A 12,700-nucleotide genomic window follows, 5' to 3' on the forward strand; every position below is an offset into this window, starting at 1 on the left:
GGGGGCGCGGGCAGGTTGCGGGGTTTTACCCCGAGATAACCCAACGCTGGTTGGCCGCCGCCGAGCAGGACCAGATCTGCAGGCGGGTGCCGTCGCCGGTGGACCCGCCGGGTGCGTCGAGGCACTTGCCCGACTGCGGGTTCAGCAGCGTGCCGTCCGACCGGGCCTGCCAGTTCTGCGCGCCGGTGGCGTTGCAGTCCCACAGCTGGACGAGCGTGCCGTCCGCGGTGCCGCTGTTGGCGACGTCGAGGCACTTGCCGAGGGCGCGGACGGTCCCGTTCTGCCGGGTCCAGCGCTGGGCGGCGGTGCTGTTGCACGTCCACAGCTGGACGGCGGTGCCGTTGGCGGTGCCGCTGTTGGACACGTCGACGCACTTGCCGCTGATCCCGGTGATGGTGCCGGCGGGGTAGGGCGTGCCACTGGCGATCAGGTACGCGCTGGTCGCGACGTTCCAGTGCGTCGCCAGGTAGCTGCCGGGGGCGGGGTTGGTGTTGAAGTAGTCGTCGCCGAGGCAGTCGAACTGGTTCTCCGGCGCGCCGGGGCAGACCTTCACGAGGGTGCCCGGCGGGTTCGGCAGGCCGCCGTCGTCGTAGCACATGATGTCTTCGTCGTCCCAGCAGTGGCCGTAGGCGGTGGAGTGCGGTGCGCTGCCCTGGACGGCGCCGAGGGTGTGCAGCAGCTCGTGCCCGGTCGCCTGCCAGGACCAGCAGCCGGTGCCGACGGTGGCGTAGTGCGGGCCGGCGTTGTAGGGGTTGCCCGAGCCGGGGCTGTCGTTGCCGCCGTTGCCGAACGCGAGACCGCAGCCGTCCTTGTCGTACCAGACGATGTACTTGCGGTCGGCGCGGTTGTAGCCCTGCGCCTTGATGGCGTTGGTGATGGTGTCGACGGTGGCCATGTCGGCTTGGGCGATGGTCACGTTGCTGACGGTCGCGCGGCAGCTGGAGTCGGTGACGTACCGGACGTGCCGCACGCCGCCGCCGAGCCGGTAGGCGGCCTCGACGAAGCCGTCGTCGATCTGGCTCGCGAAGGTCTGGAACTGGCCGACGAACTGGCTGTAGCGGTCGGCTTGGGTGTCGCCGCGGACGTAGAGGGCCTGGACGCGCTTGCCACTGGTGCCGTCGCCGTCGCAGACGGCGGACATCGGGGCGGCAGCGGCGGTCTGGTGCCGCAGGCGGCCGGGCAGCGGTTCGGTGCCATCCCCCGCGGCGGCGGCCGAGGGGAGCAGCGAGGTGGCGAGGACGAGGGCGGCGCTGAGCGCGGCGAGGCGCGGGGATCTCGCGGTCATGGGGGAGTTCCGCCTTTCCCGGTGCGGCAGGGACGAGAAGTGCGGTCTAGACCACTGAGGATGATAGGCAGGGAGTGAGCGGGCTGTCACTGACAAGAACGGACAGCCTGGAGTGAATTGTCCACGCGTCTGTCCAGTCGGTCCATTTCGGTCGACCGATTGAAAATGATCTTCGTACCGATCATCGGCGCAGGTCTTGACAGTCGATCTCGGACGCCCATACTGGTATATACCTTTATGGGAGGGTCCGGGTGAATCGAGGGGGCTTCGCGCTCGCGGGCCGACGGAAGGTCTGAGGGGTCCTTCCGTCGGCCGCGCGAAGCCGTCGTTGAAAACCACCGGTCACGGACAGCGTTGACACAACTACTGGTACGAACCAGTATGGACGCTGCGGGCCGGGAGGAGACACATGGCGGGGGCACACGTCCGGATCGACAACCGGCTGATCCACGGGCAGGTCACCGTCGCGTGGACGCGGCGGCTCGGCGTGCGCCGGCTGGTCGTCTGCAACGACGACGTCGCCGCTGACGAGCTGCAGCGGATGCTGCTCCCGCAGGCCGCCCGCGGGCTGCCCACCGACGTCTTCACCGTCGCCGAGACGCTCGAAACCACCGCCGACGCCGGCGTCATGATCCTCGCCAAGGACCCCGGAGACGCCTTCCGCCTGGTCGAAGGCGGCCTGAGACCCGAAGCCGTCAACGTCGGCAACGTCGCTCCGCGCCCCGGCACCGCCTACACCATGGTCACGCGCTCGATCGCGGTCACCGCGGACGAAGCCGACGCCTACCGCAAGCTGGCCGCGTCCGGCGTCCCGCTGGTCACGCAGCTGATGCCGCAGGACAAGCCCACCGAATTCGTCCCGTTGCTCGACCGGAAAGGGCTTTAGCCCCGCATGCTCGTCGCGCTGGCCCTGACCCTCTGGGCGATCTACTGCACCTACGACGGGCTCGGCCCGTTCCTCATCTACGCGCAGCGCCCGCTCATCGCCGGCTCGGTGGCCGGGCTGATCGTCGGGCACCCGCTGCTCGGCCTGCTGATCGGCGCGACGCTGGAGCTCGCCGCTCTCGGCGTCTACACCTACGGCGGCGCGACCATCCCGGACTACCAGACCGGCGCGATCGTCGGCACCGCGCTGGCCGCGGGCGCCGCCGGCGACACGTCCGCGCAGGTCGCCATCGGGCTCGGCGTCGGGCTGCCCGCCGCCATCCTGCTCTCCGCGCTCGACCCGGTCGGCAAGATCATCACCACCGCGCTGGTCCACCGGGCCGACGGCTACGCCGCCGACGGCAACGCCCGCGGCCTCGCGGTGATCCACTGGGTCAGCCTGGTGCCGTGGGTGGCGGTGCGTGCGATCCCGACGTTCCTCGCCGCGCTCGCCGCGTCCGGCGGCCTGGTCAAGGACATCACCGCGAGCATCCCCGCCGGGTTCGTGCAGGGCATGACGCTCGCCGGGTCGCTGCTGCCCGCCGTCGGGTTCGCGCTCCTGCTCGGCATGATGGAGCTCTCGCGGTACTGGTACCTGCTGCTGATCGGGTTCGTCGCGTTCGCCTACCTCCACGTGCCGCTGCTGGGCATCGCGCTGATCGGCGTGGCGGTGGCGATGCTGTTCGTGACGCTCAAGCGCGACGAACCGGCGATCGAGGTACCGGAGACCGCCGAAGAGTCCACTGTGGACGCCCGGCTGACCAAGCAGGACCTGCGGCGGGTGTTCCGCCGGTACTTCTGGTCGAGCCAGATCTCCTGGAACTACGAGCGGATGCAGGCGCTCGGGTTCGCGTACTCGATGGAACCGGTGCTGCGCCGGCTCTACCCGGAGAAGGCCGACTACGTCGCCGGCCTGCAGCGGCACCTCCAGTTCTTCAACACCTCCGTGCTCGTCGGCGGCCCGCTGATCCTCGGCTCCAGCGTCGCCCTCGAAGAAGCCGGTACGCCGAAGTCGGCGGCGAGCACCAAGGTCGCGCTGATGGGCCCGATGGCGGGCATCGGCGACACCGTCGTCTTCGCGCTGTACAACAGCATCGTCTTCACCATGGGCGCGTCCTGGGCGCTGCAGGGCAACTGGCTCGGCCCCGCGTTCGCCGCGGTGATGGTCCTCGTGCCGTACGCGCTGATCCGGCGCTGGCAGTTCGGGTTCGCCTACCGCGAAGGGAAACGGCTGGCCGGCCACCTCGCCGCCGGCGCGCTCGCGCGCGTCGCGCAGGGGGCCACCGTGCTCGGGTTCGTCGTGCTCGGCGGGTTCATCCCGTCGATCGTCAAGGTCGTCACCACGCTGACCTACCGCCAGACCACGACGGTCCAGGGGCAGCCCGTGACGCAGGCCGTCGCGATCCAGGACCGGCTCGACGAGCTCGTCCCGTTCCTGCTGCCGGTGCTCGTCACGGCCGGGGTGTACCTGCTCACGGCCAAGGCCCGCCTGCGGCCCGTCTGGATCATCGCCATCGTCGTCGTCGCCGGGGTCATCCTGGGGTGGCTCGGCTGGTTCGCGCCGTCGGCCCCGGCAAAGGGTTAGGAGACCGCCATGTCCGTCCCGATCGTCCTCGCCGGGCACGGGCGGCTGCCCTCCGGCGTGGGGGAAGCCGCCGAAATGATCCTGGGGCCGCAGTCGCGGCTGAAGGTGTGCGAGCTGAGCCCGCACGACAGCCCGGAGGAGTTCGGCGTCCGGCTGCTCGCGCTGCTCGGCGAGGCCACCGAGGCGCTCGTGCTCGCCGACCTGCACGGCGGCTCGCCGTTCAACGCCGTCCGCGCGCTCGCCGCCGTGCACCCGCGCATCCAGCTGGTCTCCGGGCTCAACCTGCCGATGCTGCTGGAAGTCCTGCTGCACACGACCGGCGACGTCACCGAGCTGGCCGGGGTGGCGCGCGCCGCCGGCCGCGACGGCGTCGTCGACGTCCTGGAATCGACCTGGTGACCGCCGCGCTGCTGCTCGCCGCGCAAGACGTCCGGATCACGCCGGGACCCGGGCACCCGCTCGGCGGCTACCTGGCCCGGCACGGCGTCGCCACCGGCACGCACGACGACCTCGAGGCGTCGCTGATCTGGCTGTCCACCGAGGACGACCCGGGCGTGCTGTGGGTGGCGCTCGACGCGCTCGCGGTCGACGCCGGCCTGACCCGCACCCTGGCCGACGCCGTCGCCGCGGCGGTCGGCATCGACCCCGAGCGCGTGCTGCTCTGCGCGTCGCACACGCATTCCGGACCCGAGGGCTGGACCGGCCCGCTGCACCCGGGGCTGCCGGGCCGGCGCGATCCCGGGCTGGTCGGCCGCATGGCGGAGACGGTCACCGGCGCGGCGCTGCGGTTGCGCGCGTGCCGCGGCCGCGTCCGGGCCCGCTGGCACGCGGGGTCGACCGAGGCCGTCGGCGGCAACCGCTACCGGCCGGACGGCCCGCACGACACGTCGTTCGGCGTGCTCGAACTGCGCCGCGACGACGGTTCGCCGGCGGCGCTGCTGTTCGACTACGCGAGCCACCCGACCGTGCTCGGGCCCGACAACCTCACCTGGTCGGCCGACTGGCCGGGCGCGACGCGGCGCGAGCTGGCGGCGCTGATCGGGCAGCCGGTCTCGGCGTTCCTGCAGGGCGCGGCGGGCGACGCGAGCTCCCGGTTCGTCCGGCGCGGCCGCGACCACGCCGAGGTCCGCACCCTCGGCGGCCACCTGGCGACGTCGATCGCCCGGACACTGGCGGAGGCGTCCTCCGGGGCCGAGACCGGCCCGGTCCGGATGACGCGCTCGGCGTTGCACCTGCCCTACCGGGACGTGCCGTCGCTGGAGGACAGCCTGGAGCTGCGGGAGTCGGCCGAGCGCGAGTGGCAGCGCGAACTGGCGCACCACGGCGAAGACCACCCGGCCGTCCGGATCGCGCAGACGCGCTACGAGGGCTGCGCGATGCTGGCGGCGATGGCGGCCACCGAGCGACCGACGGGCTGCGCGGAGGTCCCGGTGAGCGTTGTGTCGCTGGGCGAAATCGCCTGGCTGCACACGCCGTTCGAGCTGTTCGCGTCGCTGGGGCTGCGAATCCGGCGGGGCAGCCCGTTCCGGCACACGCGGGTGATCGGCTACTCCGACGGCTACCTGGGCTACCTGCCCGACGCGGACGGCCACCGCGACGGGATCTACGAGTCGTACGTGACGCTGTTCGAGCCCGACGCGGGGGACAAGCTGGTGGAGCACTGCCTCAAGCTGCTCCGGGCGCATCAGGAGGCGCGGCTGCGCTCCTGACCGAGCGGAAAGCCGGCCCGGAGCACGGCGACGCCCAAGAGCCCGGCGCCGGAGGATCACGTCGGTCACCACCGCGGGGCCGCCGACCGCCAGGAAGAACAGGCCGAGCAGCAATGGGAGGTGCGCACCGCGCGGCCGCCAGGCTCCCCGCCACCAGGCGACCGACCACAGGACCACGCCGAGCACAGCGAAGCCGGAAACCAGGATCGCGGTTCCCGCGGCCGGCCGTTCCTCGTGCGCGGACCAGACCACGAGCGCGGCCGACGCCACGAGGACCGCGGCCGGCACGAGTACGCGGTGCGCTGGTGCCATCGACGTCCCTCCCTTTCCCCGTGATCACGCGCGGCGGGGATGGGTTGCCCGCTCAGGCCGGGCTGCGCCGCGCCTGCGTGAAGACGGTGTAGCGGTCCGCGCGGTAGAGCGACCGGCCCGCCTCGATGACGCCGCCGCTCTGGTCGTGCAGGGTGCCCTCGATGATCAGGCACGGCTGGCTCGGCTCGATGCCGAGGAGCGCGGCGTCGCCGGTGTCCGGGAGGACCGCCGAGATCGCCGTGTCGTTCCACTCCGCGTGGACGCCCCAGCGCTCCTCGATCGTGCGGTGCAGCGACTGCGTCTCCCAGTCGAACAGCTCGATGCCGGGGAACCGGTCGACCGAGAGGTTGGTGCGCTCGACGGCGAACGGCTCGTTCTCGACGAAGCGCAGCCGCTCCAGGCGGAACACCCGCGCGCCCGGCGGGACGTTCAGGCGGCCGGCCAGCCGCCGGCCCGCGCCCTCGACCTCGGCGTGCAGCACCTTCGTCTTCGGGACGACGCCGCGGGCCTTCATGTCCTCGGTGAACGAGGTCAGCATGTCGATGTGCGCGGTCTGGCGCTCGGCGGTGAAGGTGGCGGTGCCGTGCTGGCGGTAGAGGACGCCGTCGGAGACCAGGCGGTTGATCTCCTGCCGCACGGTGCCCCGGGCGACGCCGAAGTGCTCGGCGAGGAACCGTTCGGACGGCATCAGCCGCCCGGGCCCGGCCTCGGTCGCGACGCTCTCGAGGATCTCGCGCAGCTGGTCGCCCTTGGGCCGCCCCGGCTGCAGCGCGTCCGGGAGCCGGAGATCGCTCGCGGGGACGTGTTTGGGACGGGGCATGGGTTCAGTATGTCGCGCCGCCCGCCGGTGGGTAACACCGCTCATCCGGTGGCGCGACCACGAAGGAAGGGTGGTGACGGCGTTCGGGGGCAGGCACCGCTGCCGTCGGGTCCAGCGAGCGCGCGCGATCGGGCGACCGCGGTTGGTCCGAGGCCGGCGGGCAGGTGGTGGTTCGGGTGCTCGCCGCGGCTCGACCGAGGCCTGGCGCGCGACTGCCTGCCGCGGGTCGGCCGGTGGCTTGGCCGGCGAGACCGCGACTGCTTTCCCGGCTCGGCCGGTGGCTTGGCCGGCGAGACCGCGACCGCTTTCCCCGGCTCAGCCGGTGGCTCGCCGGGCGAGGTCCGCGAGGAAGCGCTCGGCCAGTCCTTCCCCCGTCACGTGCCCGACCGACCGGTACAGCCCCCGGGCCTCGCGCGCGGTCCCCGCCGCCAGCATCGACCGGCCCGCGGCGACCTCGACCGCCGCCAGCCCGAGCAACGCCTGCGCCTCCAGCAGCCGGTAGCCGCCCGCGCGGGCCGCGTCCAACGCCGCGCGCGCGTGCTCGCCCGCCTCCGGGACCCGGCCGGCCGCCGCCAGTACCCACGCCAGCGTCGCCGAAGCCTCGGCCAGCTGGCCCCGCAGCCCCGACTCCGCCGCCAGTTCGCGGGCTTCGCTGAGCACCCGCTCCGCCAGCGTCAAGTCGCCGCTGGCTTCCGAAGCGCGGCCAAGGGCGATCAGCGCCGCCGCCTCCACCTGGCGGTCGCCGTCGCGGCGGACGCGGTCCAACGCTTCCTCCGCCGTCCGGGCCGCCGCCGCGTGATCGCCGCGCGCGCCCTGCAGCGCGCTCAACGCGTTCAACGCCGTCGCCTCGCCGAAGCTCGAGCCCAGTTCGCGGAACGCCGCCAGCGATCCCTCGGCCGCGTCGGCCGCCTCGGTGAACCGGCCCGTCTCCAGCAGCACCCACGCGAGGTCGGCGAGGTTGGCCGCTTCCCAGAACCGCAGCTCCTCCCGGCGGCACAGCGAGACCGCCTCGTACAGGCAGTCCTCGGCCTGCTCCAGCCGGCCCAGCTGGCGGTAGTGGCAGCTCAGCGAGTTCAGCGCGAGCGCCTCACCCGACCGGTTCCCCAGTTCGCGGAACAGCTGGATCGCGCGCCGGCTGTGTTCGACCGCTTCCGAAAGCCGGCCCGTCCACTCCAGCATCGACCCCAGGTTCGCGACCGCCGTCGCCTCGCATTCCCGCCAGCCGCACGCCCGGCTGGCCAGCACCGCCTTCTCCGAGTGCCGGATGCCCGCCTCGTGCTGGCCTTCGCGGAAGTACGCGCCGCCGACGGACAGGTGCACGAGCGCCTCGGCCGGCTGGGCGCCGTGGTCGCGCGCCGCGCGCAGCACGATCGGGGCCAGCTCCAGCCACTCCGCGCGGCGGCCGTGGTCGTGGAAGAAGCGCCGCAACGCGTCGGCGAGGTACCACGCCGCGGGGTACGGCCCGCGCGTCGCCGCCAGCCGCAGCGCCGCCGTCAGGTTCGTCGCCTCGACGTCCAGCCAGGCCACGGCCGCCGCCGCGTCGGCGAACGCGATCGGGCTCGGCGCGGCCGGGGCGTCGTCGCGGGGGAGCGTCACGATCCGCGCGCCCAGCAAGGCGACGGCGGCGTCCGCGGCCGCGCAGTAGCCGGTGAACAGCCGCTCCCAAGCCTTTTCGCGCGCGACGTCGTCTTCGTCGGCTCGGACGCACCGCTCGGCGTAGCGCCGGGCGAGGTCGTGGAACCGGTAGCGGCGGGGCGCGTGCGCCTCCAGGAGGTTCGCCGCGGTCAGACCGCGCAGCCGCCGGGCCGCCTCCTCGGCCGGGACGTCCAGCAGGGCCGCCGCGACGATCGCCGTGAAGTCGGCGCCGGGCACCAGCGCCAGCAGCCGGAACGCCTGCCGCAGCCCCGGCGGCAACGCCTGGTAGGACACCGAAAACGCCTTCGCGACGGCGCTTTCCTCGTCACCGTCGAAGCCGAGCTGGGCCAAGGGGTCGCCGCGCAGCTCTTCGACGAGCTCGCCGAGGCTCGCGACCCCGGTGTTCGCCGCCGCGATCCGCAGCGCGAGCGGGTGGTGCCCGCAGAGCCGGGCCAGCTCGCCGGCCGCGTCCGGCTCGGCGGCGGCGCGCTCGCCGAGCAGGGCGGTCAGCAGCGCGCGCGAGTCGTCCTCGGGCAGTTGCGCGAGGCCCAGCGCCCGGGCGCCGGTGCGCGCGACGAACTCGTCGAGCCGGTGGCGGCTGGTCACCAGCACCCGGCCCGACGACGGCAGCAGCGGCAGCACTTGGGCGGCATCACGGGCGTTGTCCAGCACGACCAGCGCCTGCCGGTCGGCGAGCAGCGAGCGGTAGAGCTTGCTCTGGTCGTCGACGCCCGGCGGCACGTCCCGGAGGTCGACGCCGAGGGTGCGCAGCAGCTGGGCGAGCGCGGCGGCGGGGGTGAGCGGCTCGTCGTCGGCGTCGAAGCCGCGCAGGTTGACGTACAGCTGGCCGTCGGGGAAGCGCGCCCGCGCGGTGTGGGCCCAGTGGACAGCAAGCGCGGTCTTGCCGACACCGGCGGTGCCCGTGATGACCCAGACGTCGCCGGGCTCGTCGAGCGCGGCCAGTTCCGGTGCCCGGCCGGTGAACCCGCGGACGTCCAGCGGCAGCTCGGCGGGCCGCGGCACAACCGGCGTCGCGGCCGGCACCGGTTCCCCTTCGCCGCGCAGGATCCGCATCCGCAGGTCCTGCAGGGCCTGGCCGGGTTCGATGCCGAGCTCGTCGACGAGCAGTTCGTGCGCCCGCGCGTAGGTTTCGAGGGCTTCCGGCGTGCGGCCGCAGCGGTGCAGCGCGAGCATCAGCGCGGCCCGCAGCCGTTCGCGGAACGGGTGTTCGTCGACGAGCCGGCGCAGCTCCCCGACGACTTCGCCGTGCCGGCCGGAAGCCAGCTCCTGCTCGTAGAGCTCCTCCAGCACGACGAGCCGGCGTTCGGCCAGCGCCGGGCCTTCGTGCGCGGCCAGCGCGTCGCTCACGCCGCCGAGGGGAGTGCCGTCCCACAGCGCGAGCGCGGCCCGCAGGTGCGTGACGGCGGCCGGGCCGGACGTCGCCCGGGCCAGGGCGACCTCGTCGTCGAACACGTCGAGGTCGCGGTCGCCGGGCGCGACCTCCAGGACGTACCCGGGCGCGCGGCGGACGATCGCGTCGCGGCCGAGGAGCTTCCGCAGCTCCGAGATGTGCACCTGCAGCCGGCCGCGGACGCTCGGCGGCGCGTTCTCGCCCCAGGTCAGGTCGATCAGCCGGTCTTCGCCGACCACGCGGTTCGGGTTCAGCAGGAGGGCGGCCAGCACGGACGTCTGCTTCTGGCCCCCGGGCCGGACGGCGCCCGCGTCGCCGAGGACCGTGACCGGTCCGAGCAGGCGGTAGCGCACGAGTAGCCCCCAGAAGGCCGACCGAAGCGGAACGGAAGTGCCGTCCTCGACCCTATCCCCGGGGTGAGGGAAAAGGAGGCCGTGGGTGGACACCGACGAGGCCGAGCGGCTGCTGTTCGTCTGCTTCCCGGACGCGGGGGAGGCAGCCGGCCGGTACCGCGCCTGGCGCGATCCGCGGATCGCCGTGCACGTCGTCGAGCTGCCCGGCCGCGGCGAGCGCCGGGCCGAGCACCCCTACCGGGACATGTGGCTGCTCGTCGAGTCGCTCGCGGCGGAGCTGGCGGGGGTGCTCGCCCGCCCGCACGTGCTGTTCGGCGCGGGTCTGGGCGCGCTGGTCGCCTACCGGCTGGCGCAGCGGCGGGTGTCCGCGGGGCTGGGGGTTCCGCGGGCACTCGTCGTGGCGCACCAGGCGCCGCCGGACCGGGCCGCGCGGGCGGTGCCGGAGCAGGCCGCCCGCGCGGACGTCAGCCTGCTGGCCAGCGACGCGCACCTGCCGGTGGCGCCGCCGCTGCCGTGCCCGATCCGCGGCTTCGGCGAGCCGCATGCGATGGCGGGCTGGGGCGAGCACACGGACGCGGGGTTCGTGCTGGCCCCGGCCCGCGAGCGGGACAGCGGCGCGCTGCTGCGCGACGCCGTCCTGCGCGCGGCCTACCTGGTTTCCGCGTTGGCCGTCCCGGGCTTGGGCGAGTCGCCGATGTAGGGACCGACGCCGATCGAGGGGCCGGTCTGCGGCGGGGTCTCGGCCGCCTGCGCGGCGGGCGCGAGGACGAGGACGGCCAGGAAGGCCGTACCGATGACGGCCTGGAGAACACGGGCTTTCATGTTTCGACTCCTCACGCTTCGGGATGCGGATCGATCTTGCCCGAGGGGACTTCCAATCCGCTTCCCCTTGCTCCTGGTGCCCGTCCGCTCACCGACCGTCCCTTGTGGAAGGAATCGCCCGGCTGGGACCATGCGTGGTCATGGGGAGTGACGACGCGAACACAATTCTGCGCATGGCGAGCCTCGCGACACCGATGGCCTTGCGGGTGGCGGTGACCTTGGGACTGCCGGACCGGCTGCGCGACACCGACGCCGCCGTCGACCGGCTGGCCGAAGACCTCGGCGTCGCGCCGGTTCCGCTCGGGCTGCTGCTGGCCCACCTCACCAGCCTCGGTTTCTTCGAGCGGACCGCCGCCGGCTACCGCACCACGGAATTCGGCGAGAACCTCTGCGGCGACAGCCTGACCACGGTCCTGCTGAACCTGGACACCGCGGGCGGGCGCGCCGAGCTGGCGTTCACCGAGCTCCTGCACAGCGTCACCACCGGGCAGGCCGGGTACGACCGCCGGTACGGGCGCGGCTTCTGGTCCGACCTCGCCGCGCACCCGCCGCTGCGGGAGTCGTTCGACCGGCAGATGGCGCACCGGCTGCGGGCCGGCGTCCCGCACCTCGCGACCGGGTACGACTGGAGCCGGTTCGCCACGATCGTCGACATCGGCGGCGGTCCGGGCACGGTGCTCGCGGGCATCCTGGCGGCCCACCCGCCGGTGCGGGGCCGGCTGGTCGACCTCGACGTCACGATGGCCGTGGCGACCTTCGCCGCGCACGAGCTGGGGGACCGGGCTTCGGCGGCGGCCGGCAGCTTCTTCGACCCGCTCCCGGCCGGAGCGGACGCCTACCTGCTGGTCGACATCCTGCACGACTGGGACGACGAGCACGCCCACCGCATCCTGGCCCGCTGCGTCGAGGCGGCCGCGCCGGACGGGCGGATCGTGGTCGTCGAGCCGGTCGGTGGCCGGCAGGCGGCGACCGACGCGGACCTGGCCATGCTCGTCATCTTCGGCGGGCGGGAACGGCGGGTCGAGGAGTTCGAGGCTCTCGCGGCGGAACACGGGCTGGTCTTGGAGTCGGTGACGGACGCGGGCGGGCGTTCGGTCTTGGAGTTCCGGTTCGGATAGGCGCCGTTGCTCAGCCGGACCCGAAGTGTGCACGCCTGGTCATCCCGTGGTCTTCCGCCGAACCGATCCTGAGCGGTAGTTCTTTCCCGACAACGCTTTTCTCCGTCGGAAAGGACCGAAATGCTCGAACGCCTCCGCACCGCGGCCGTTCTCGCCGTCGCGGTGGCCGCCCTCACCGCGGCGCCCGCCCACGCGACCGTCCAAAGTGGAAGCGGCACCATCGGCGACCCCTGGGTGCCGACCCGGGCCGCGCACATCACCTGCCAGACCGCCACCCTCTTCGGCAACTACACCCCGGGCCAAGGCCACTCCGACCCGATCGCCACGCTCGTCGAAGGCAACTACATCGGCGTCCGGTACATCACCGCCGACCACTACTCCGCCGATGTCTTCTGGCACGGCACCGGCAAGTGGGGCTTCCTCCTCCGCGACTGCTTCACCCTGAACTGAAAGGGAAACCGATGAAACGCGCCCTGCTGACCACCACCCTCGCCGCCGCCGCGGCGATCGCCTTCGCACCCGCCGCCAGTGCCGGGACCGTGCACGAGATCTGCGCCCAGGACCTCTACGTCCGCACCCAGCCCGCCGGGGTCATCATCGGCACCCTCTACCGCGGCGACCACTTCGAGCTGTCGCGGTACTCGCCCAGCGGTGACTGGGCCGAGGGCTACGCCATGGGCCACGTGAACCAGCGCGGCTGGATCCAGGCCGGCTGGTTCTGCTGAC

The 12,700-nt window shown here is 73.3% G+C and carries 12 protein-coding genes; 8 read left to right on the forward strand and 4 right to left on the reverse strand.

Translation table 11 applies throughout. From position 1 onward, the window contains the following. Positions 1 to 25: 25 nt before the first annotated feature. Positions 26 to 1,285, reverse strand: a complete 1,260-nt coding sequence (locus tag ACIRSS_RS34480; RefSeq protein WP_400902380.1) for a ricin-type beta-trefoil lectin domain protein — start codon at positions 1,283 to 1,285, stop codon at positions 26 to 28. 409 nt (positions 1,286 to 1,694) lie between these two features. Here ACIRSS_RS34480 and ACIRSS_RS34485 point away from each other — a divergent pair, with 409 nt between their 5' ends. Genes ACIRSS_RS34485 through ACIRSS_RS34500 form a run of 4 tightly spaced genes read left to right on the forward strand, consistent with a single transcriptional unit; the run spans position 1,695 to position 5,503 of the window. Beyond that, positions 1,695 to 2,171: a PTS system mannose/fructose/N-acetylgalactosamine-transporter subunit IIB gene (locus ACIRSS_RS34485; protein WP_400902382.1), complete on the forward strand. Its 477-nt coding sequence runs from the start codon at positions 1,695 to 1,697 to the stop codon at positions 2,169 to 2,171. A 6-nt stretch (positions 2,172 to 2,177) separates the two neighbouring features. After that, positions 2,178 to 3,794, forward strand: a complete 1,617-nt coding sequence (locus ACIRSS_RS34490; RefSeq protein WP_400902385.1) for a PTS system mannose/fructose/sorbose family transporter subunit IID — start codon at positions 2,178 to 2,180, stop codon at positions 3,792 to 3,794. A gap of 9 nt (positions 3,795 to 3,803) precedes the next feature. Next, positions 3,804 to 4,193 carry a PTS sugar transporter subunit IIA gene (locus ACIRSS_RS34495; RefSeq protein ID WP_400902388.1) on the forward strand — a complete coding sequence of 130 codons (390 nt, stop codon included), beginning with the start codon at positions 3,804 to 3,806 and terminating at the stop codon, positions 4,191 to 4,193. Continuing rightward, complete coding sequence (locus ACIRSS_RS34500; RefSeq protein ID WP_400902390.1) at positions 4,190 to 5,503, forward strand: hypothetical protein; 1,314 nt, start codon at positions 4,190 to 4,192, stop codon at positions 5,501 to 5,503. The genes ACIRSS_RS34495 and ACIRSS_RS34500 overlap by 4 nt, the downstream gene beginning before the upstream one ends. A gap of 364 nt (positions 5,504 to 5,867) precedes the next feature. Here the strand turns inward: ACIRSS_RS34500 and ACIRSS_RS34505 are convergent, their stop codons facing one another. Both ACIRSS_RS34505 and ACIRSS_RS34510 read right to left on the reverse strand, forming a co-directional pair. Beyond that, positions 5,868 to 6,635, reverse strand: coding sequence for a GntR family transcriptional regulator (locus ACIRSS_RS34505; RefSeq protein ID WP_400902393.1), 768 nt, complete (start codon positions 6,633 to 6,635; stop codon positions 5,868 to 5,870). A gap of 315 nt (positions 6,636 to 6,950) precedes the next feature. Further along, positions 6,951 to 10,034, reverse strand: a complete 3,084-nt coding sequence (locus ACIRSS_RS34510) for a BTAD domain-containing putative transcriptional regulator (protein ID WP_400902396.1) — start codon at positions 10,032 to 10,034, stop codon at positions 6,951 to 6,953. 85 nt (positions 10,035 to 10,119) lie between these two features. Here ACIRSS_RS34510 and ACIRSS_RS34515 point away from each other — a divergent pair, with 85 nt between their 5' ends. Beyond that, positions 10,120 to 10,734, forward strand: a complete 615-nt coding sequence (locus ACIRSS_RS34515; protein ID WP_400902399.1) for a thioesterase II family protein — start codon at positions 10,120 to 10,122, stop codon at positions 10,732 to 10,734. On the opposite strand, the gene ACIRSS_RS34520 is transcribed toward ACIRSS_RS34515, so the two are convergent. Further along, positions 10,683 to 10,856, reverse strand: coding sequence for a hypothetical protein (locus ACIRSS_RS34520; RefSeq protein WP_400902401.1), 174 nt, complete (start codon positions 10,854 to 10,856; stop codon positions 10,683 to 10,685). The two genes, ACIRSS_RS34515 and ACIRSS_RS34520, sit on opposite strands and share 52 nt — an antisense overlap. A 173-nt stretch (positions 10,857 to 11,029) precedes the next feature. On the opposite strand from ACIRSS_RS34520, the gene ACIRSS_RS34525 reads away from it, so the two are divergent. The 3 genes from ACIRSS_RS34525 (at position 11,030) to ACIRSS_RS34535 (ending at position 12,699) form a co-directional block, all read left to right on the forward strand. After that, positions 11,030 to 11,974: a methyltransferase gene (locus ACIRSS_RS34525; protein ID WP_400902404.1), complete on the forward strand. Its 945-nt coding sequence runs from the start codon at positions 11,030 to 11,032 to the stop codon at positions 11,972 to 11,974. A gap of 120 nt (positions 11,975 to 12,094) precedes the next feature. Beyond that, positions 12,095 to 12,424, forward strand: a complete 330-nt coding sequence (locus ACIRSS_RS34530) for a hypothetical protein (RefSeq protein WP_400902406.1) — start codon at positions 12,095 to 12,097, stop codon at positions 12,422 to 12,424. An 11-nt stretch (positions 12,425 to 12,435) separates the two neighbouring features. Further along, positions 12,436 to 12,699: a hypothetical protein gene (locus tag ACIRSS_RS34535; RefSeq protein ID WP_400902409.1), complete on the forward strand. Its 264-nt coding sequence runs from the start codon at positions 12,436 to 12,438 to the stop codon at positions 12,697 to 12,699. Position 12,700: the final 1 nt, after the last annotated feature.

Source organism: Amycolatopsis sp. NPDC101161 (genome assembly GCF_044768185.1).
In the GTDB taxonomy this organism is placed as follows: Bacteria; Actinomycetota; Actinomycetes; order Mycobacteriales; family Pseudonocardiaceae; genus Amycolatopsis.